The sequence below is a fragment of the Streptomyces sp. NPDC101165 genome (assembly GCF_044768135.1).
Classification (GTDB): Bacteria; Actinomycetota; Actinomycetes; order Streptomycetales; family Streptomycetaceae; genus Streptomyces.
In genome coordinates, this window is record NZ_JBIWPG010000004.1 from 125032 (window position 1) to 144992 (window position 19961).

Below are 19961 nucleotides of genomic sequence, written 5' to 3' on the forward strand. Positions count from 1 at the left end.
TACCCCCAACACCGTTCCGAAACACGTTATTTATCGGAACAGCTCCCGCGCTTCACAGATCCCCCCTAGTCTCTCCGCATTGGTGCGACAGGTGTGAATGACTGTTGCGCGCACAGGGGGTTTTGGGGATCTGGGGGGATCTTTTTGCTGACGTCTGTCTTTATTGCTGCCGTTTCACTTGCTCTGTTTTGGATGGCCGCCTTCACCCTGTGGTGGCAGATGCACGCGTGGCGCACGCCCGAGGTGCTCGCCTCCACCCGATTCAGCAGACCGGACGGGGAAGAGCACCTGTCCTTCTCGCTGCTCCTGCCGGCCCGGCACGAGCAGGCCGTGCTCGACCACACCATCCAGCGGCTGCTGGAGTCCACGCACACCGACTTCGAGATCATCGTGATCGTCGGGCACGACGACCCGGAGACCACCGAGGTGGCCCGGGCGGCGGCCGAGCGCGACCGGCGTGTCCGTGTCGTCGTCGACACGCACGAGAAGAAGAACAAGCCCAAGGCCATGAACACGGCGCTGCCGCACTGCCGCGGTGACGTCGTCGGGGTCTTCGACGCCGAGGACCAGGTCCACCCGGAGCTGCTCGCCCACGTCGACCACGCGTTCCGGACCACGGAGGCGGACGTCGTCCAGGGCGGCGTCCAGCTCATCAACTTCCACTCCAACTGGTACAGCCTGCGCAACTGCCTGGAGTACTTCTTCTGGTTCCGCTCCCGGCTGCACCTGCACGCGCAGAAGGGGTTCATCCCGCTCGGCGGCAACACCGTCTTCGTACGGACCGACGTCCTCAGGGAAGCGGACGGCTGGGACCCCAACTGCCTCGCCGAGGACTGCGACCTGGGGGTTCGCCTGTCCAGCGTCGGCAAGAAGGTCGTCGTCGCCTACGACTCCGACATGGTCACCCGTGAGGAGACCCCCGGCTCGCTGATGTCGCTGCTGAAGCAGCGCACCCGCTGGAACCAGGGCTTCCTGCAGGTCTACCGGAAGCAGGACTGGAAGCAACTGCCCGCTCTGCGTCAGCGGTTGCTCGCCCGGTACACGCTGATGACGCCGTTCCTGCAGGCCTTCTCCGGTGTGATCATCCCGGTGAACGCGGCCGTCGCGCTCTTCCTCGACGTGCCCGTCGGGGTCGCCTTCCTCACCTTCCTGCCGCTGGTCACCGCCGCCGTCACCTTCGTCTTCGAGGTGGTCGGACTGCACGACTTCGGCAAGCAGTACGGGCTCCGGGTCCGCTTCGTCCACTACGTGAAGCTCGTCGTGGGTGGCCCCTTCTACCAGGTCCTCCTCGCCGGAGCCGCGATCCGCGCCGTGTGGCGCGAGCACCGCGGCCGGAACGACTGGGAGTTGACCACGCACGTCGGCGCGCACCTCACCGCGGCCGAGCCGATCCGAGAGGACGTTCCTGCGTGACCTCCACTCTTCCCGCGGTGACCACTCCGACGGTCCCCGCGCAGCGCAAGCCTGCGCCTGATGAGCGTTCGACCAGCCGAACAAGCCCGCCGGAGCGACTCCGCGCCTCCCGCTCCGACCTGCTGCTGTGCGGTCTTCTGCTCGTGGCGATCCTCGTCGTCCAGGGCTGGAACATCGCCGACTATCCGACCCTCAGCGACGACGAGGGCACCTACCTCGCCCAGGCCTGGGCCGTCCAGCAGGGCAAGGGCCTGGCCCACTACACCTACTGGTACGACCACCCGCCGCTCGGCTGGCTCCAGATAGCCCTGCTCACCTGGATACCCTCGGCGATCAGCCCCGGCTCGATGACCGTCGGCTCCATGCGGATCGCCATGCTGGTGATCAGCGGCATCAGCGCGGTGCTGGTCTACGTCCTCGGCCGCAGGCTCTCCCTGCCCCGCTGGGCCGCCGGGCTCGGCATGGCCCTCTTCGGGCTCTCCCCGCTGGCCGTCGTGCTCCAGCGCGAGATCTTCCTCGACAACATCGCCGTGATGTGGCTGCTGCTGGCGTTCTGCCTGGCCGCCTCGCCCAGCAGGCACCTGTGGCACCACTTCGGTGCGGGCCTCGCGGCCGCCGCGGGCGTGCTCACCAAGGAGACGATGCTCGTCGTCCTGCCCGCCCTGTTCGTCACCATGTGGCGGCACAGCCACCGCGACACCCGCAAGTTCGCCCTCACCGGAGCCGTCACCGCCTGCGCCCTGATCGGCTTCTCCTACCCGCTCTTCGCCCTGCTGAAGGGCGAGCTGTTCCCGGGCAGCGGGCACGTCTCGCTCTGGGACGGCATCAAGTACCAGATGTCCAGGCCCGGTTCGGGCTTCATCCTGGACACCTCCTCCGGCTCCTACGGCGTCCTGCACTCCTGGCTGTACTACGACCGGGTGCTGCCCCTCGGCGGCCTCGCCGGAGCCCTGCTGCTGATCGTCACCTGGCGCTGGTCGGTGACCGCCCGTGCCCTCGCCGGACCGGCCCTGACCGTGGCGATCCTGGCCGCCGTGGCGCTGCGCCCGGGCGGCTATCTGCCCGCCATGTACATCATCGGCGCGCTGCCCTTCCTCGCCCTGGTCCTGGCCGGCGGCGCCGCCTCCGTCACCCACGCGGTCGTGCGCCGTCGGCGCGCCGACGGCGAGAACCGGTACGTCACCGGCGGCCGGTACGCGCTGGCCGCCGTGCTGGCCCTCGCCGCCGGCGTCTTCGTGGTACCGCACTGGTACGACGGCGACCGCACCGCCCTCACCGCGGACGCCAACAGGCCCTACCGGCAGGCCTCCGCCTGGCTCAGCACCAAGGTCGAGCACCCGAAGGCCACCCGGGTCCTGGTCGACGACGCCCTCTGGCTGGACCTCGTGCACGCCGGGTACCGGCCCGGGCTCGGCGCGATCTGGTTCTACAAGGCCGACCTCGACCCGGCCGTCACCAAGACCATGCCGCACGGCTGGCGGGACATCGACTACGTCGTCGCCTCGCCGACCGTCCGCCGCGACGCCAAGGACCTGCCCAACGTCAAGGCCGCCATCCAGCACTCCGAGCCGGTCGCCACCTTCGGCACCGGACCCGACCGCATCGAGATCCGGCAGATCCGGACGGCAGCCGCGGGAGGCGCGCGATGAGCAGCCACGAGTACGCGGTTCCCGCCGAGGGCCTGGACGCGGCGGAAGTCGCCGAGCCCGGTGCCGTCACCATCGTCGTACCGACCTTCAACGAGTCCGCGAACATACGGCAGTTGCTGCACCGGATCACCGAGTCGGTGCCCGCGCGGCTGCCCTGCGAAGTCGTCTTCGTGGACGACTCCACCGACGACACCCCCGAGGTGATCCGCGCTGCGGCGCAGGACTGCCCGTTCCCGGTGGCCGTGCTGCACCGCGAGGAGCCGGTCGGCGGGCTCGGCGGTGCGGTGGTCGAGGGGCTGAAGGCGGCGTCCTCGGACTGGATCGTCGTCATGGACGGCGACTGCCAGCATCCCCCCTCCCTCGTGCCGGAGCTGGTGGCCACCGGCGAGCGGACGAACGCCGGGCTCGTCGTCGCCTCCCGGTACATCAAGGGCGGCAGCCGGGCCGGACTCGCCGGCAGCTACCGGGTGGCCGTCTCGCGCGGTGCGACCTGGCTGACCAAGGCGCTGTTCCCGCGCCGCCTGCACGGCATCAGCGACCCGATGAGCGGCTTCTTCGCCATCCGGCGCAGCGCGGTCACCGCCGACGTGCTCAAGCCGCTCGGCTACAAGATCCTCCTGGAGCTGGCCGTACGCAGCCGCCCCCGGCAGGTCGCCGAGGTGCCGTTCGTCTTCCAGGACCGGTTCGCGGGCGAGTCCAAGTCGACCGCGCAGGAGGGCTTCCGCTTCCTGCGCCACCTGCTCGGGCTGCGCACCGCCTCGCCGGTCGCCCGCATGGTGGGCTTCGGACTGATCGGGGCGAGCGGCTTCGTGCCGAACCTGGTCGGACTGTGGGCGCTGACCGTGCTCGGCCTGCACTACGTCCCCGCCGAGATCCTCGCCAACCAGCTCGGCGTCGCCTGGAACTTCCTGCTCATCGAGCAGCTGCTGTTCCGCGACCGGCGCGCGCACCGCCGCTGGTGGGACCGGCTCGGCCGGTTCGCACTGCTCGCCAACGCGGACCTGGTGCTGCGCATCCCGCTGATCGCGCTGCTCGTCGACCGGTTCGGGATGGGTGCGCTGTCCGCCACCGCGCTCGCACTGGTGACGACGTTCGTCCTGCGCTTCGTCGGGACCGAAGCGCTGGTCTATCTCCCGCGCCGGCGGGGGGACCGTACAACCCCAAGGAGAGCCGTGTGAACAAACACCGCAGACGGACCGCGCTGGTCGGGGTGGGGGCCCTGACCGCCGGTCTGCTCCTCACCTCGCCACAGAGCGCCGTGGCCGCCAACCTGGTCAAGAACCCGGGCTTCGAGACCGCCGGCACGGACGACATGCCGTACTGCTGGGAGAAGTCCGGCTGGGGCGACAACGACTTCAGCTTCCAGACCACGTCCGACGCGCACTCCGGTGCCAAGGCCATGAAGGTCACGCTGACCCGCCGGGTGGACGGCGACCGCAAGGCGCTGATCACCGAGTCCACCGCGTGCGCGCCGGTGGTGACCGTCGGCAAGCAGTACGACCTCGGGCTCTGGTACAAGACCACCACGCCCGACGCCAACGTCACCCTGTTCCGGCACGACAGCACCGCCGGCTGGCAGTACTGGACCGACCTCAAGACGCTGGACATGGCGTCGAGCTGGACCCGGGCCACGGTCCGCACGCCGGGGGTCCCGGCCGGCACCGACCGCATCACCTGGGGGGTGTCGGTCTACGGCACCGGTTCGGCGACCACCGACGACTACACCATGGACCAGGTCCCGGACACGGTCCCGCCTCCGTCGTGCACGGCCACGAAGCAGATCTGCGCCAACGGAAGCTGGTCCGTGCTGCCGACGCAGAACCCGGTCCGCTCCATGCACTCCGTCGTCCTCAACAACGGCAAGGTGCTGCTGATCGCCGGCTCCGGCAACAGCGAGGAGAACTTCAACGCGGGCACCTTCACCTCGGCGGTGTACGACCCGGCGGGCGGCACCTACAAGGTCATCCCGACGCCCAAGGACATGTTCTGCGCGGGCCATGTGCAGCTCCAGGACGGGCGGGTCCTCGTCATGAGCGGCAACAAGGCCTACCCGGTGCCCGGCGGGCACGGGTACGAGGGCTTCAAGGACTCGTACATCTTCGACCCGCAGACCGAGACCTACAGCAAGACCAACGACCTCAACGACGGCCACTGGTACCCGTCGGCGACCGAGCTGGGCAACGGTGACGTCATCTCCTTCGGCGGTCTGCGCGAGGACTCCAGCGGATCGGTGACCGCGGAGCGCTGGTCGGACAAGGACCAGCAGTGGCTGCCGCTGTGGAAGGTCAACCAGACCTGGTCGTACTGGGGTCTGTACCCGTCGATGGTCCTCATGCAGGACGGCCGCCTCTTCTACACGGGCAGCCATGTCTTCGGCAACAACATCCCCGGCACCGGCTCGGCGGTCTACGACTACGACGCCAACACGGTCACCCAGATCCCGGGGCTGCAGAACAAGGACGAGCGGGACCAGTCGGCGAGCGTGCTGCTGCCCCCGGCGCAGGACCAGAAGGTCCTCACCATCGGCGGCGGCAACATCGACTCCAACCCCGACGCCAACCGCCTCACCGACCTGATCGACCTCAAGCAGGCGAACCCGTCGTACGTCGCCGGCCCGCCGATCCCGCAGGGCGCGGTGGACCTCGGCAACGGAAAGGTCGCCGAGACGGGCAATCAGGGCAAGATGTACGTCTCCGCTGTCCTGCTGCCCGACGGCAAGGTGCTGGAGACGGGCGGCGCCCTGCACAACCGGGCCAATCCGGTGTACGAGTCCTCGATCTACGACCCGGCCACCAACCGGTTCGAGGCTGTCGCCGCCGACCCCGAGTCCCGCGGCTACCACTCCTCCGCGTTCCTGCTGCCCGACGGCCGGGTGATGTCCACCGGTGACAACCCGGGCAACGGCACCTGGAACCACAACGTGTCGATCTACACCCCGCCCTACCTCTACAAGGGCACCCGCCCGACGATCACCTCGGTGATCAACCAGGAGTGGAAGTACGGCGACACCCAGCGGATCACGGTCGACCGGCCCATCGCCAAGGCCGAGCTGATCCGCCCGGCCGCGGTCACCCACTCCTCCGACCCGAACCAGCGCTTCGTCGACCTGCCGCTGTCCGTCGACGGCAACAATGTCGACCTGAACGTGACGAGCAACCCCAACCTGGCCCCGCCCGGCTGGTACATGCTCTTCGCGGTGGACGCCAACGGGGTGCCGTCGGTGGCCAGGTGGGTGCATCTGCAGGGGCCGGCCGCGCTCAGCGCCTCGGCCGCCTCCCCGCACGTCCACTCCTTCGCCGACTCGCTGTCGGGCAAGGTCTCCGGGCCGGGCAGGAAGCGGACGTCGCAGAAGATCAGCCCGACGATCTCCGGCTGCGACCGGCACTACGGCTCGGTCAACGTGTGCGTACCGACGGTCTTCCCGCCCCAGGTGAAGAAGACGACCGCCGCCCGCTGCACCTGGCTGAAGCAGAACCACTACGGCCGCCTCGAGGTCAACGGCGGTGACGACCCGCTGGGTCTCGACCGCAACAGGGACGGCGTGGCCTGCGGGAAGGGAGACACCCGCAGGGCCTAGCCCCGGTCGGCGAGGGCGCGCTCAACGATGGCTTCCAGCTGGTCGTGGTGCGCGCCCTTCCAGTAGGCGCGGCCGCATTCCGTGCACTGGGCGAAGACGTCGTACGAGCGCTGCGTGCCGCCCTTGAGACGGTCGGCCAGTTCTTCCTTGGTGGCCTCTTTCAGCAGGCCGTTGCAGGCGGTGCAGCGGGTCCAGGGGCGGAGGTCCGGGGCGAAGCGGTCGAGGACGTCCTGCAGCTGGTCGTCGGGGCGGGTGCTGTAGATGTACGCCCCGGCCCACAGCTCGCGGCGGCGCAGCAGGCCCCGGTCGCGGCTGAGCATGACCCGCTTCTCCGCGGCCGAGCGGGAGGCCAGCGCCGGGTCGCCGATGTCGGTCGACTCGTACGCCGTGTCCACGCCGAGCAGCCGCAGCCGGCGGGCGAGGGTGCCGAGGTGGACGTCGAGGAGGAAGCGGAGAGGGGCGCCGGGGACCTGCTGGGGGCGTTGCACGGCGCGGACCGAGACGCGCTCGTCCGCCGCCGGGATGTGCGACGGCGGCACCTCGCGGCCGTCCACCACCAGGGCGCCGACCTCCGTCAGCGGGATCCCGAGGGACTCCACCACATGGCCGAGGGTCGAGACGCCGTCCGTGCCCAGGGCGGTGGCGCCCACCCGCCGCACGGGCGGCACGAACAGGTGCAGGGCGGAGGCGACTTCGACGTGGATCTCGGGTCCGTTCACATCGTCAGGATGGCACGGGGCCGGGCCGGGACCTCAGGGTTTTTCGGTGGGAAGGCCGTGTTCGAGGACGTTCAGGGTGCGGTCGACGAGGCTCTCGAAGTCGTCCCGCTGGCCGTGCTCGGCCCAGTACATGGACGTCTCCATCAGGCCGCCGATCAGCGACATGGCGTAGACCCGCACCTCCAGGCTCTCCGGATCGCGGCCGGTGCGCTCGCCGATGGCCTGGCAGAGCATGTGGCCGGTCACCGACATGCTCTCCATCATGCGCGAGCGCACCGCGGGGACCTGGACCATCAGGTGCGTCCGCAGCTGCAGGATCCGCTGGTCCTCGTCGACGGCCAGCCGGACGGCCCGCCGCAGCACGTGGCGGATGGTGTCCGCCCAGGGTTCCTCGGCGGGCCGCTGCCTGATCTCCTCCAGGATGAACGGGTCGTACTCGTCCGTGAGGACGATGTCCTCCTTGGTGGGGAAGTAGCGGAAGACGGTCGACGGCGACACCTCCGCCCGGTCGGCGATCTGGTCGATCGTCGTGGCGTCGTACCCCTGCTCCTCGACCAGGGCGTACGTCGCCGCACGGATCGCCTCACGGGTCTTGATCTTCTTGCGTTCGCGCAGACCGAGGCGGGGGCGGTCGGCGGCGGAGGCGGGGGAGTGAGCGGCCGTCATGCCCGTCATTGTCCGGCATCTCCCGCGGGGGCGGCCACGGCCGGGACCTGCTCGCGTTCCGTGCGCCGCGCGGCCGGGGTGTTCGGCAGGAACGCCGCCGCCAGCAGCGCGGAGACCAGGGCGGCACCGCCGCACACCAGCAGGACCACGCCCATGCCGTGGACGTACGCGCCGTTCGCGGAGGCGGCGAGGTGGGCGGAGCCCGTCTTCTCGGCGATCAGATGCGCGGCGACCACCGAGTCCCCGGCCGTGTGGGCCGCCGGTGCGGGCAGGCCGGTCACATCGAGCCGGTCGCGGAAGACGTTGGCCAGCAGGCTGCCGAGCAGGGCGATGCCGATCGCGGAGCCGACCTGGCGCAGGGTCATCAGCAGTCCGGAGCCGCTGCCGGCCCGGTCGCGGGGCAGGGTCGCGAGGGCGCCGGTCATGGACGGTACGAGCGCGCAGCCGAAGCCGAGTCCGGCGATGGTGAGCCACAGGGCGGTGAAGCCGTAGCCCGAGTCGGCCGTCGTACGGCTGCCGAGCAGGGCGGCGAAGGCCAGTACCACCAGGCCGGCGCTGACCGTGGCGCGCGACCCGAAGCGGACGGCGAGCGGGGGAGCGAGCTTCGCGGAGACGGACAGGCCGAGGACCATCGGCAGCATCCGGACGCCGGTGCCGAGGGTGTCGTTGCCGAGGACGGCCTGGAGATAGGGCGGCAGCACGAACATCAGCCCGGACAGCACGAACATCACCAGGGTCGCGGCGACGGTGTTGAGCAGGAAGCCGCGCTGGGCGAGCAGGGTCATGTCCAGCATCGGGCGCCGGACCCGGCGCGAGCGCAGCACCAGTCCGGTGACCAGGACCGCGGCTCCCGCGAACACGGCGAGGATCAGCGGGTCGCCCCAGCCGCGGTCGGGGGCCTCGATGATCGCGTAGATGAGGGCGCCGAGCCCGGCGGTGGTGAACACGGTGGAGAGGGCGTCGACCACGGGGGAGGCCGGATCGCGGGTCTCGGGCAGCAGCAGGACGCAGGCGAGGATGCCGAGCGCGACCATCGGGATGTTGATCAGGAAGACCGAGCCCCACCAGAAGTGGTCGAGCAGCCAGCCGCCGATGATCGGGCCCAGCGGCAGGCCCAGCGCCGAGCCGGTGGAGACGAGGCCGAGGGCCTTGCCCTGCTCGTCGGGCGTGAACAGGGACGGCAGCACGGACATCGCCAGCGGCGTGATCAGCGCGGCGCCGACGCCCATGACGGTGCGGGCGGCGATCACCCAGTTCACGTCCCCGGCCAGGGCACCCATGAGGGAGCCGGCCAGGAAGATCCCGAGTCCGGTGATCAGCATCCGCCGCCGTCCGAACCGGTCACCGAGCAGTCCGGCCGGGAGCATCAGCGCGGCGAACACGACGACGTACGCGTCCGCCATCCACTGCTGCTGGCCGGTGGTGGCGCCGAGCTGCTGCGCCATGGTCGGCAACGCCACGTTGAGGATCGTCATGTCGAAGCCGAGCGTGAGCATGCTCGCGACCAGAGCCCCGAGGGCCCACCAGCGGCGGGGGTCGTGCCGCGTCTCATCGGTCTGGGTGACAGCAACCATGAAATGAGAGTAACCCTCAAAAGATGGTGGTCGTCAATAGGGCTGCTCTGTCAGGGCATGAAAAACGGCCACGGCGGGTGCGCCGTGGCCGGAGAGAGGCTGCTCGAAAGGGTTACGAGTGCTGGTACGCCACCAGCGAGATGCCCACGTAGTGGACGACGAACGCGGCGAGGGTGAAGGAGTGGAAGACCTCGTGGAAGCCGAACCAGCGCGGTGAGGGGTTCGGGCGCTTGATGCCGTAGATCACGCCGCCCGCGCTGTAGAGGAGGCCGCCGACGATCACCAGGACCAGGACGGCGATGCCACCGGTGCGCATGAAGTCGGGCAGGAAGAAGACGGCCGCCCAGCCCATCGCGATGTAGCAGGGGGTGTAGAGCCAGCGTGGGGCGCCGACCCAGAAGACGCGGAAGACGATGCCCGCGGCGGCCGCGGCCCAGATGCCCCACAGCAGCCACTGGCCCTTGGCGCTGGGCAGCAGCAGCATGGTCAGCGGGGTGTAGGTGCCCGCGATGATCAGGAAGATGTTGGCGTGGTCGAGGCGGCGCAGGACGCCGTCCATCCGGGGGCTCCAGTTGCCCCGGTGGTACAGGGCGCTGACGCCGAAGAGCAGGCATGCCGTCAGGACGTAGATCCCGCAGGCGATGCGGCCTCTGGTGGAGTCGGCGAGGGCGGTGAGCACCAGCCCCGCGATGAGTACGGCCGGGAACATGCCGAGGTGCAGCCAGCCGCGGAGCCTGGGCTTGACCGGATGCGGCAAAGAGAGCGCGGTGGGACCGTGGCCGGCGGCCGGCGAGTCCGTGGGCGCGTCGGGGACGGGCGCAGTCATGCGGGGCATGGTACCTACGGAGCCGTAAGTCGCGTGTCAGCGCGCCCTCGTGAGTGGCCGTAACGCAAAAAGTCCTTCCGTTGAACTCCACGTGCACGCAAAGAATCACGGAAACCGTGGGATTCCTCACGTTGCTCACCTGTGATGCCCTCTGGACAGATGGGCACTAGAATCGGATGATCAAATGAGTGCGGTCGGCACCGGATGAGCAGCTACGAAGCGTCCGGGTCGCAGCCCCCACGGGGCGATAAGACAAAAAAATCCCTCAATTAGGAGCAATCGTGGCGCGCGACATCGCGGCTCCCACCGTCATCCCCACCAACCACCAGGAACTGATCTCGTGGGTCAACGAGATCGTCGAACTGACCCAGCCGGACAACGTGGTCTGGTGTGACGGATCCGAGGCCGAGTACGAGCGCCTCAGCGAGGAGCTCGTCGGCAAGGGGACTTTCAAGAAGCTCGACCCGATCAAGCGCCCGCACTCCTACTACGCTGCCTCCGACCCGACCGACGTCGCGCGCGTCGAGGACCGGACCTTCATCTGCTCGGAGAAGGAGGAGGACGCCGGCCCGACCAACCACTGGAAGGCCCCCGCCGAGATGCGGGAGATCTTCGCCGGTGAGAAGGGCCTGTTCCGCGGCTCGATGAAGGGCCGGACGATGTACGTCGTCCCGTTCTGCATGGGCCCCCTCGGCTCCCCGCTGTCCGCGATCGGCGTGGAGATCACCGACTCCGCCTACGTCGCCGTTTCCATGCGCACGATGACGCGTATGGGCCAGGCCGTCCTGGACGAGCTGGGCGACAGCGGCTTCTTCGTCAAGGCCGTCCACTCGCTCGGCGCCCCGCTGGCGGCCGGCGAGGCGGACGTCCCGTGGCCCTGCAACCAGACCAAGTACATCTCCCACTTCCCGGAGAGCCGCGAGATCTGGTCGTACGGCTCCGGCTACGGCGGCAACGCGCTGCTCGGCAAGAAGTGCTACGCCCTGCGCATCGCCTCCGTCATGGCCCGTGACGAGGGCTGGCTGGCCGAGCACATGCTGATCCTCAAGCTCACCCCGCCGCAGGGCGAGTCCAAGTACGTCGCCGCCGCCTTCCCGAGCGCGTGCGGCAAGACCAACCTCGCCATGCTGGAGCCCACGATCTCCGGCTGGACCGTGGAGACCATCGGCGACGACATCGCCTGGATGCGGTTCGGCGAGGACGGCCAGCTGTACGCGATCAACCCCGAGGCCGGTTTCTTCGGCGTCGCGCCCGGCACCGGTGAGCACACCAACGCCAACGCGATGAAGACGCTGTGGGGCAACGCGGTCTTCACGAACGTCGCGCTCACCGACGACGGCGACGTCTGGTGGGAGGGCATGACCGAGGAGTCCCCGGCCCACCTGACCGACTGGAAGGGCAACGACTGGACGCCGGCGTCCGAGACCCCGGCCGCCCACCCGAACGCCCGCTTCACCGTCCCGGCCTCCCAGTGCCCGATCATCGCGCCGGAGTGGGAGGACCCGAAGGGTGTGCCGATCTCGGCGATCCTCTTCGGCGGCCGCCGCGCCACCGCGGTGCCGCTGGTGACGGAGTCCTTCGACTGGAACCACGGCGTCTTCCTCGGCGCCAACGTGGCCTCCGAGAAGACCGCCGCGGCCGAGGGCAAGGTCGGCGAGCTGCGCCGCGACCCGTTCGCGATGCTGCCGTTCTGCGGCTACAACATGGGCGACTACATGGCCCACTGGGTCGACGTGGCCAAGGACAAGGACCAGTCCAAGCTGCCGAAGATCTACTACGTCAACTGGTTCCGGAAGAACGACGAGGGCAAGTTCGTCTGGCCGGGCTTCGGTGAGAACAGCCGCGTCCTGAAGTGGATCGTGGAGCGCCTGAACGGCAAGGCCGAGGGCGTCGAGACCCCGATCGGCGTCCTGCCGACCCGGGAGGCGCTGGACACGAACGGCCTGGAGCTGGCCGAGTCCGACCTGGACTTCCTGCTCACGGTCGACAAGGAGATCTGGCGCGAGGAGGCGGCCCTCGTCCCCGAGCACCTCAACACCTTCGGCGACCACACGCCGAAGGAGCTGTGGGACCAGTACCGCGCGCTGGTCGAGCGCCTGGGCTGAGACCCGCCGACAAGACTCCACGGCCGGTTGGGATGCCCTGACCAGCGATCGTCACGGCCGGCCGTGGTGACAACCCGAGCCGGGGCCCCGCACAACGGCGTGCGGGGCCCCGGCCTTCGTGGATTACGGCATCCCTCAGACGCTGATGTCGAAGAAGAACAGCTGCACCAGGCGGTGGGTGCCGTGCTCCCCGGCGAAATGCTCGTACGACGTGGCCGAGTGCATCAGCTTCGCGTCCCAGATCACCAGCCGGTTGTACTGGCCGGAGATCGACTCGACCAGCTCCCAGTTGTCCTCGTGCTGGATGTTGTACGGGTCGTAGACGACCGAGCGCGCCGTCTCGACGGCCTCGGGGCTGCCGAGGCGCGCCCTCTCCCTCGGGTGGTCGGGCGCGCGCCGGCAGCCGTGGGTCCGGTCGCGCCAGAAGCTGGTGCCGGCACCGGCAGGCGGGTCCGGGTTCAGATAGATCGCAGCGGCGTAGCTCTGCGAGTCGTGGTGCCAGACCAGCGGGTCGTCGTGCGCGGTCTGCTGGAAGACGCCGTTCGCGTTGTGGCCGAGCCATTCGGTGACCGGGGTGCCGAGCAGCCGCGAGAACTCCTCGCGCAGGCCGGGCCAGAGGAAGCGGTGGTCACTGCGCAGACCTTTGAAGTACGCCAGATCGGTGTGGTACTTGGCGTTGAGCGCGATCCTGCGCACCTCGTCCGGGTCGTCGAGGAAGTCGTCCACGGAGAGCAGGTGCGGTGCGGTGGGGGTGAACAGCCGCTTTGCGGCGGGCTTGCGCCGCGCGGCCACGAGGATGTCGGCGGGGACCATCATCGGCAGCTCCGCCGGACCGCTGGAGATCAGATAGCCGCCGTCACCGCGGTCCTCCAGCACGACGGCCACCTCACCGCCGAAGTTGACCTGCTCTCCCGGGTTGAACGCCATGGCCGGACTTCCTTCGCCGTACGCTGATTGACGCTCGAAGATTACGCGTGCACCGGGCCTGTTTCGCGGTATTCGTGGGCAATTAATCTATGGTGCCGTCATGCGTGGACTTCTGTTGGCCGGAGGCACCGGTTCGAGGCTGTGGCCGTTGACCCGCTCGGTGTCGAAGCAATTGCTGCCCGTCTTCGACAAGCCCATGGTTTATTACCCGCTTTCCACACTGGTGATGGCGGGCGTCCGGGAGATTCTGGTCATCACCACTCCCGAAGACCAGTGCCACTTCCGCCGGTTGCTGGGGGACGGCGGTCAACTCGGTCTGCGCCTCGAATATCTGGCGCAGGAGCGCCCCGAGGGAATTGCTCAGGCTCTGGTGCTGGGCGCCGACTTCATCGGCGACGAGTCGGTCGCCCTGATTCTGGGCGACAACATCTTTCACGGGAGCGGCCTCGGCACCCGACTGGCCCGCCATGACGATCTGGTCGGCGGGAGGGTGTTCGCCTACCCGGTCGCCAACCCTTCGGCGTACGGGGTGGTGGAGTTCGACGACCGGGGCCGAGCCCTGTCCATCGAGGAGAAGCCGTCCCGGCCGAGGTCCCGGTACGCCGTGCCCGGACTGTACTTCTACGACAACCACGCCGTGGACATCGCCTGCGGCCTGCGGCCCAGCGCCAGGGGCGAGCTGGAGATCACCGACCTCAACCGTGTGTACCTGGAGGCCGGGGCGCTGCATGTCACCCGGCTGGACCGGGGAACCGCGTGGCTCGACACCGGAACCTTCACCGCCATGGTGCAGGCCTCGGAGTTCGTACGGGTGATCGAGGAGCGGCAGGGCTTCAAGATCGGCTGCATTGAGGAGGCGGCCTGGCGGGCCGGTCTGATCGACGACGACCGGCTCCGGGAACTGGCCCAGCCGCTGCTCGGGAGCGGATACGGGCACTATCTGCTCGGGCTGCTGGAGGACGCACGGCAGCTCGTCGTGCCGCAGAGAAGCCGGTTCTAGAGCATCTCGTGCCACGAGAACGTTGTTCATTCTTCCGCCCGATGACGCAGAATCGTTTCTGCGATGCATTTGGGGCCGCATGGGTGATCTCGCCCGGGGTGGCGGGTGGGCCGTATCCATTTCATATGCCGATCGCTTAAGAATGGATTTGTTCGTCGCCATAGGCGACGCGATCCGCATGCGTATGCATCGCACCGAGTGTGCGCGCTCGCGGTTTGACTCCCTCCCAGTTCTTGAGGAAGGTTCTCTTGAGTCGTAGAAATATGCGAATTTCAAACCTGAGGTCCGCCACGCTGGTGACGGTGGGTGCTCTCGGGGTGGTGTTCAACGTCGCGCCGAACGCGGCGGCCATCGCCGACGCGATCCACAGGTCCAGCACCGCCGGTGCTGTTCCCTACACGGTCCCCGGCCTGCACGGTGGCGACAACGGCAAGGGTGGCGACCGGGGCCCTCAGGGTCACCAGGGCAAGCCTGGTAAGCCGGGCAAGCCTGGTAAGCCGGGCCCGCAGGGTGCGCAGGGTGCGCAGGGCTTCCAGGGTGACCGGGGCCCGCGGGGCTACCAGGGCTTCCAGGGCTTCCAGGGCGCGCAGGGTGCGACCGGTTCGTTCAGTCGCACCTACATCAAGACTGCTCACATCGACTCGGGCACTGTTGTGGCAGTCAACTGTGACACCGGTGACTTCGCCACCGGCGGTGGATTCAATGCGGGCAACGGATCCCCCGGCTCGAGCACACCGATCGGTGCCGTGGGTAGCCAGGCCACTGGGTGGCAGGCAACCAAGACCGGCACGGGAACCCCGCTCGACGTCTACGTGATCTGCGTCGATCAAACGCCGTAACTCCCACGCAAATGGCGGTTCTCTGCCGTCCGTCCGTTCGTTTCGTCCGGACGTGGGCGATGGTGCCCCCGGGGCTGCGGCCTCGCGGGCACCATCGGCATTCAGAACCCGGTGTCGAATGCCGGGCAGTGAGAAGCGTGGAGAACTATGCGGCAGTCCCGCGGGGCGCCACCGCGGCACCGGCCTAGACCAGCAGCGGACCGCCGCACCGCGCGGCGCCTTCCTTCATCGCGATGAGGTTCGCGACCACGTACGAGATGTCGTTCTGCGAGTGCCACTCGGTCGGATAGCAGGTGACCAGCCGTGAGCTCTGGAACCTCGCCTCGATCTCCGGCACGAAGGCGCGGTACTGGTTGTCCGTGTAGTACCAGAACGAGTTCTCGTTGTAGTAGGCGACATGCGTCGGGTCCTGGTAGGCGCCGCGGCCGTCGGAGCTGGGCGTCATGCTCAGGAGCATGCCGCCGGGAGCCAGCAGCCGGTACAGCTCGTTGATCAGCGGCACCTTCGCTGGCACATGCTCCAGGAAGTCCACCGCCCGCATCAGGCCGACCGAGTTGTCGGGCAGGTCGAGCTGCCCGGGCAGGGTGGCGACGATGTCGACGCCCGTACCGGGGTACTGGTCCACGCCCACATAGCCGGGCGGCTTGCGGTGGGCCGCGCCGAGGTCCAGCGCGAGCAGTCCCCGCCGACCGGTCCAGGCCAGGGCGTTGGCCTCGATGTACCGGTCGTACAGGGCGACCGTCTCGCGCTGGATCTGCGCGTTGATCTCCGGGTCGCGCTGGGTGTTCTCGGGGTGCATCCGCTGGAGGTACAGGCAGCGGTCGACGTGGTGGAAGTCGCCGATGTGGAACAGGCGGCACATCAGGTCCTGGTCGTCCAGGACCGTACGGGCGGGGTCGTACCCGCCGGCCTGTTCGTAGGACTTCCTGCGGAACGCCCGTACATGGTTGGGCGCGTACCAGATGTAGGCGACATTGTGCGGCGTCGGCGCCATGGCCTGCGACTGGAGCAGCCTGCGGCCGTCGACGCGCACCTCGTTGTAGTGCCAGCCGTGGGCCTCGTTGAAGCGGGAGTCGTCCCGCTTGCCGTCCTCGGTGATCTGCGCGGTGTTGCTGTAGGCGAAGACGACCTCGGGATGCGCGTCGAACGCCTTGCCGAGCTCCGCCAGGCACGCCTTCGCCAGCAGGTCGTCGTGGTCGAGCTCCACGAGGATCTCGCCGCGCGCCAGTTCACAGGCCCGGCGCTTCGCCGCTCCGACCCCCTGGACGTCGTCCGCGATCTCCACCCGCACCCGCTCGTCGGGTCGTTCCGGCCGCCATCGGGCGCCGTTGTTGAGCAGGACGATCCACTCCCAGTCCGCACAGGTCTGCGCCTGCAGGGTCGCCAGACAGTCGTCGAGGAAGCGGGGCCGGTGGCTGGGGGTGAAGACCGAGAACCTCGGTGTCGCCGTCGACGTCATCTGCTGCTCCCTGCATGGCTCTGGATGGGTGCGAACTTGTTCGGAGGGTCCTTGGCGCCGATCCTGCCGAATTCCCTTCGGCAAAACCGAATCGGCCTCTCGGGCGGGGATGCAATCCACTCGAATGCACGAGTCGGAAACGGATGGTGTCGGGCCAGCCTCTTTGCATGGCGCAGAGGGGCCGGATACGGTCACGCATCGCCTTTGCGCCGCAGCCGAGTTGGAATGGGACCCGTGAAGTCAACGATCTGTCTGAACATGATCGTCAAGGACGAAGCCCCGGTGATCCGGCGTTGCCTGGAATCCGTACGGACCTTGATCGACAGATGGGTCATCGTGGACACCGGATCCACCGACGGCACGCAGGACATCATCCGCGACGTCTACGGCGACCTGCCCGGCGAACTGTACGAACGGCCCTGGAAGGGGTTCGACGGCAGCCGCACCGAGGCGATCGAACTCGCCCGCGGCACCGCGGACTACCTGCTCTTCATGGACGCCGACGACGTGATGGACGTACCGCCCGGCGCTCGGCTGCCGGGGCTGACTCTCGACGCCTACCGGGTCGGCATCAGGAGCGGGTCCTACAAGTACCGGCGCCGCGCCCTGGTCTCGACCCGGTTGCCGTGGCGGTACGTCGGCGTCCTGCACGAGTACCTCGAATGCGGTTCGCGGCACACCATCGGGATGCTGGAAGGCGCCACGATCGTCGTCGTGGGCGGCGGGGGACGGGGCAGGGGAAAAAGCGCGCGGGACAAGTACCTGGCAGACGCCGAGATTCTCCAGCAGGGCCTGATCGAGGAGCCCGACAATGCGCGCTATGTGTTCTACCTCGCTCAGAGCTGGCGCAGCGCCGGTGAGTTGGAAAAGGCGCTCGAAACCTACGACCGCCGGGCGGGTATGGGCGGCGGGGACGAGGAGGTCTTCTGCTCCCGCCAGTTCGCCGCGCAGATCGCCGAAAGGCTGGGACGAGAGCCGACCGAGGTGATGGACCGCTTTCTCGGCGCACACAGGAGCCGCCCCACGCGCGCCGAGGCGCTCGGTGAACTCGCCCGCTGGTGCCGTCTCCACGGGCAGCGCTGGCCGCTCGCCCACCTGTTCGCGCGCCAGGCGGTGCAGTTGCCGTATCCGAGCGGCGACCATCTGTTCGTCGAATCCGCCTGGTACGAGTGGCGGGCACTCGACGAACTCGCGGTGTCCGCCTACTGGGTCGGGGAGCACGAGGAGGCGAAACGGTGCTGTGAACGCCTGCTCGCGGGGGACGCACTGCCCGCCGACGAGCGCGACCGGGTGACACGGAACCTGGAGGTCGCACATCGCGAGCTCGGCTCGAAGGAGCTTGCAGGAGCCTGAGCCAGGGCGCCCGGTCCCACGCGCGCCCTCCTTGCCCACGGGATCTTCACACCTGTTTCATGGGCTCTACAGGCGTCTCACCGGCACCGGTGAGGTGCCCAACCAAGCCTGTGGGGGGCACAGTTGAATACTGCACACCGATCCAGACGTCTCGCGGCGACGCTGCTCACCGCCGTACTCGCCGGGACCGGACTGACCGTCGCCGCCGCGCCCGCGGCACAGGCGGCGGCCTCGGACGCCGTGGCCAAGCTGCCGATCTCGACGTACTCGGGCCTGGCGGTCGACTCGGTGCACCAGCGCGTCTACATCGCCGACCAGCACGAGGGCCAGAGCGACGGCACCGTGCTGGTCTACAACTTCGAGGGACAGAAGGTCACCTCGCTCCAGCACCCGAACTCGGTCTCGGGCCTGGCGCTCGGCGACGACTCCACGACGCTGTACGTCGGTGAGCGCGGCCGGGTCGTCACCTACGACACCGGCACGCTCCAGCAGAACGGCGCGTACGGCGCCGCCTACGACACCTGCGGCCGCCAACTCGCCTTCGCCGGCGGCACGGTGTGGAGCACCGACGCGTACACCTTCCAGAGCTACCAGTGCGCCACGGCCTCGACGAGCCTCGACACGCTCACCGCCGGCACGGTCTCGCGGACCGGCTGGAACGACGTCGGCCGGCTCCAGCTGGCCCCGGGCGCCCGTGGGCAGAACCGTCTCCTCATGGGGCAGCCCAAGGAGAGCGGCGCCGCGGACCCGTTCCTCGCCTCGTTCGACGTCAGCGGCACCACCCCGGTGCGGGACGCCTCCCGCCGGTTCGCGGGCACCGACGGCAAGGGCGCCCTCGACCTGAAGGACATGGCGGCGAGCGCGGACGGCGGCAAGGTCGCCGTGGCCGATGCCGCCGCAGGCACCAGACTGCTGAACGCCGGCGACCTGTCGGACGCGCCGAACCAGTACCCGGCGCTGCCCGACGGTGCCAAGGCCACCGCGGTCGCCTTCAGCGGCGACGGGAAGTACGTCGCCCGTGGCGCCGAGGCCACCGGCAGCACCCCCGACCTGCTGGTGCAGAGCGCCGACCCGACCGACGCCACGCCGCCGCTGGAGTTCGCCTTCGAGGGCAGCCTCGACGGTGCCTCGGTCACCCCGCGGGGCCTGGCCTGGTCCCAGGACGGTGCGCGCCTCTTCGCGATCACCCAGAGCGCCGGCGGCACGGAGTACTGGCTGCACGTCATCCAGCCGCCCGCCGTCCAGTACGACACCCGGATCACCGGCGACCTCACCCACAGCCCCGCCCAGGCGGTCGTGGGCGAACCGCTGGCCGTGCGCGGCCGGCTGGAGTGGGACGGGCCCACGCCGGCCCAGCCGCTCAAGGTGACCGCCGTGCGCAAGGACGCGACCGGCACCCACCAGCTCGGCACCGCGACCGTCAAGGACGACGGCACCTTCGCCGTCCTCGACGAACCCGACCTGGTCGGTGCGGCCACGTACACCGTGTCCTTCCTCGGCGACCTGACCCACCGCCCCGCCACCGACGTCACCCACACCGTGACCGTCGGCAAGGCGCCCAGCTCGATCGCCCTCACCGCCCCGGCCGAGGCCACGACGAGCGGCGGTGTCCACATCACCGGTACGTTCACCGCACAGGGCAAGGCCCTCCCCGAGCGGGCCACGCTCACCGTGAAGCGCACGGACCGCCTCGGCACGGGCACCCTGTCGTCGGTGACCGTCGCCGCCGACGGCACGTTCACCATCGACGACCTGCCGCGCACCCGGCGCGAGGCGACCTACACGGTCAGCTGGCCGGGTGACGATCTGCACGAGGGAACGACAGCGTCGGCGACGGTGTTCGTCAGGCGCTGA

The 19961-nt window shown here is 69.1% G+C and carries 15 protein-coding genes; 9 read left to right on the plus strand and 6 right to left on the minus strand.

What is annotated here, in order from left to right; translation table 11 throughout:
- Window positions 1-144 precede the first annotated feature (144 nt).
- Genes ACIRVH_RS09705 through ACIRVH_RS09720 form a run of 4 tightly spaced genes read left to right on the plus strand, consistent with a single transcriptional unit; the run spans window position 145 to window position 6639 of the window.
- Window positions 145-1413, plus strand: coding sequence for a glycosyltransferase (locus ACIRVH_RS09705; protein WP_403950216.1), 1269 nt, complete (start codon window positions 145-147; stop codon window positions 1411-1413).
- Window positions 1410-3062 carry an ArnT family glycosyltransferase gene (locus ACIRVH_RS09710; RefSeq protein ID WP_403950219.1) on the plus strand — a complete coding sequence of 551 codons (1653 nt, stop codon included), beginning with the start codon at window positions 1410-1412 and terminating at the stop codon, window positions 3060-3062. Before ACIRVH_RS09705 ends, ACIRVH_RS09710 begins: the two co-directional genes overlap by 4 nt.
- Window positions 3059-4240: a glycosyltransferase gene (locus ACIRVH_RS09715; protein WP_403950222.1), complete on the plus strand. Its 1182-nt coding sequence runs from the start codon at window positions 3059-3061 to the stop codon at window positions 4238-4240. The genes ACIRVH_RS09710 and ACIRVH_RS09715 overlap by 4 nt, the downstream gene beginning before the upstream one ends.
- The gene (locus tag ACIRVH_RS09720; RefSeq protein ID WP_403950225.1) at window positions 4237-6639 is read left to right on the plus strand and encodes a galactose oxidase-like domain-containing protein; all 2403 of its coding nucleotides are present in this window, start codon (window positions 4237-4239) and stop codon (window positions 6637-6639) included. The genes ACIRVH_RS09715 and ACIRVH_RS09720 overlap by 4 nt, the downstream gene beginning before the upstream one ends.
- On the opposite strand, the gene ACIRVH_RS09725 is transcribed toward ACIRVH_RS09720, so the two are convergent.
- The 4 genes from ACIRVH_RS09725 to ACIRVH_RS09740 all read right to left on the minus strand — a co-directional run bounded on the left by ACIRVH_RS09725 (window position 6636) and on the right by ACIRVH_RS09740 (window position 10424).
- The gene (locus tag ACIRVH_RS09725; RefSeq protein WP_403950226.1) at window positions 6636-7358 is read right to left on the minus strand and encodes a Mut7-C RNAse domain-containing protein; all 723 of its coding nucleotides are present in this window, start codon (window positions 7356-7358) and stop codon (window positions 6636-6638) included. The genes ACIRVH_RS09720 and ACIRVH_RS09725 overlap by 4 nt on opposite strands.
- A 33-nt stretch (window positions 7359-7391) precedes the next feature.
- Window positions 7392-8033, minus strand: a complete 642-nt coding sequence (locus ACIRVH_RS09730; protein ID WP_403950228.1) for a TetR/AcrR family transcriptional regulator — start codon at window positions 8031-8033, stop codon at window positions 7392-7394.
- Window positions 8030-9598, minus strand: a complete 1569-nt coding sequence (locus ACIRVH_RS09735) for an MFS transporter (RefSeq protein WP_403950231.1) — start codon at window positions 9596-9598, stop codon at window positions 8030-8032. Before ACIRVH_RS09735 ends, ACIRVH_RS09730 begins: the two co-directional genes overlap by 4 nt.
- A 112-nt stretch (window positions 9599-9710) precedes the next feature.
- The gene (locus ACIRVH_RS09740) at window positions 9711-10424 is read right to left on the minus strand and encodes a hemolysin III family protein (RefSeq protein WP_403950234.1); all 714 of its coding nucleotides are present in this window, start codon (window positions 10422-10424) and stop codon (window positions 9711-9713) included.
- A gap of 281 nt (window positions 10425-10705) precedes the next feature.
- Here ACIRVH_RS09740 and ACIRVH_RS09745 point away from each other — a divergent pair, with 281 nt between their 5' ends.
- Complete coding sequence (locus tag ACIRVH_RS09745; RefSeq protein ID WP_403950236.1) at window positions 10706-12529, plus strand: phosphoenolpyruvate carboxykinase (GTP); 1824 nt, start codon at window positions 10706-10708, stop codon at window positions 12527-12529.
- Window positions 12530-12664: 135 nt separating this feature from the next.
- On the opposite strand, the gene ACIRVH_RS09750 is transcribed toward ACIRVH_RS09745, so the two are convergent.
- Window positions 12665-13456, minus strand: a complete 792-nt coding sequence (locus ACIRVH_RS09750; protein ID WP_403950238.1) for a DUF6445 family protein — start codon at window positions 13454-13456, stop codon at window positions 12665-12667.
- 100 nt (window positions 13457-13556) lie between these two features.
- Between ACIRVH_RS09750 and rfbA the strand changes: the two genes are divergently transcribed.
- Window positions 13557-14456 (plus strand): glucose-1-phosphate thymidylyltransferase RfbA, encoded by a 900-nt coding sequence (gene rfbA, locus ACIRVH_RS09755; protein ID WP_403950241.1) that lies wholly within the window; start codon window positions 13557-13559, stop codon window positions 14454-14456.
- 302 nt (window positions 14457-14758) lie between these two features.
- Entirely contained in the window at window positions 14759-15295 is a 537-nt protein-coding gene (locus tag ACIRVH_RS09760) for a hypothetical protein (RefSeq protein WP_403950244.1), read from the plus strand.
- Between the two features lie 184 nt (window positions 15296-15479).
- Here ACIRVH_RS09760 and ACIRVH_RS09765 read toward each other — a convergent pair whose 3' ends face one another.
- Window positions 15480-16754, minus strand: coding sequence for a glycosyltransferase (locus ACIRVH_RS09765; RefSeq protein ID WP_403950245.1), 1275 nt, complete (start codon window positions 16752-16754; stop codon window positions 15480-15482).
- Between the two features lie 234 nt (window positions 16755-16988).
- Between ACIRVH_RS09765 and ACIRVH_RS09770 the strand changes: the two genes are divergently transcribed.
- Both ACIRVH_RS09770 and ACIRVH_RS09775 read left to right on the plus strand, forming a co-directional pair.
- A complete protein-coding gene (locus ACIRVH_RS09770; RefSeq protein WP_403950248.1) occupies window positions 16989-18107 on the plus strand; it encodes a glycosyltransferase in 1119 nt (372 codons plus the stop codon).
- A gap of 123 nt (window positions 18108-18230) precedes the next feature.
- Window positions 18231-19961, plus strand: coding sequence for an Ig-like domain repeat protein (locus ACIRVH_RS09775; RefSeq protein ID WP_403950249.1), 1731 nt, complete (start codon window positions 18231-18233; stop codon window positions 19959-19961).

Bases quoted from the DNA above. Each gene is read 5' to 3' on its own strand.
- ACIRVH_RS09750 (WP_403950238.1), bottom strand. From the start codon at position 13,456: ATGGCGTTCAACCCGGGAGAGCAGGTCAACTTCGGCGGTGAGGTGGCC.
- ACIRVH_RS09765 (WP_403950245.1), bottom strand. From the start codon at position 16,754: ATGACGTCGACGGCGACACCGAGGTTCTCGGTCTTCACCCCCAGCCAC.
- ACIRVH_RS09730 (WP_403950228.1), bottom strand. From the start codon at position 8,033: ATGACGGGCATGACGGCCGCTCACTCCCCCGCCTCCGCCGCCGACCGC.
- ACIRVH_RS09715 (WP_403950222.1), top strand. From the start codon at position 3,059: ATGAGCAGCCACGAGTACGCGGTTCCCGCCGAGGGCCTGGACGCGGCG.
- ACIRVH_RS09740 (WP_403950234.1), bottom strand. From the start codon at position 10,424: ATGACTGCGCCCGTCCCCGACGCGCCCACGGACTCGCCGGCCGCCGGC.
- ACIRVH_RS09735 (WP_403950231.1), bottom strand. From the start codon at position 9,598: ATGGTTGCTGTCACCCAGACCGATGAGACGCGGCACGACCCCCGCCGC.
- rfbA (WP_403950241.1), top strand. From the start codon at position 13,557: ATGCGTGGACTTCTGTTGGCCGGAGGCACCGGTTCGAGGCTGTGGCCG.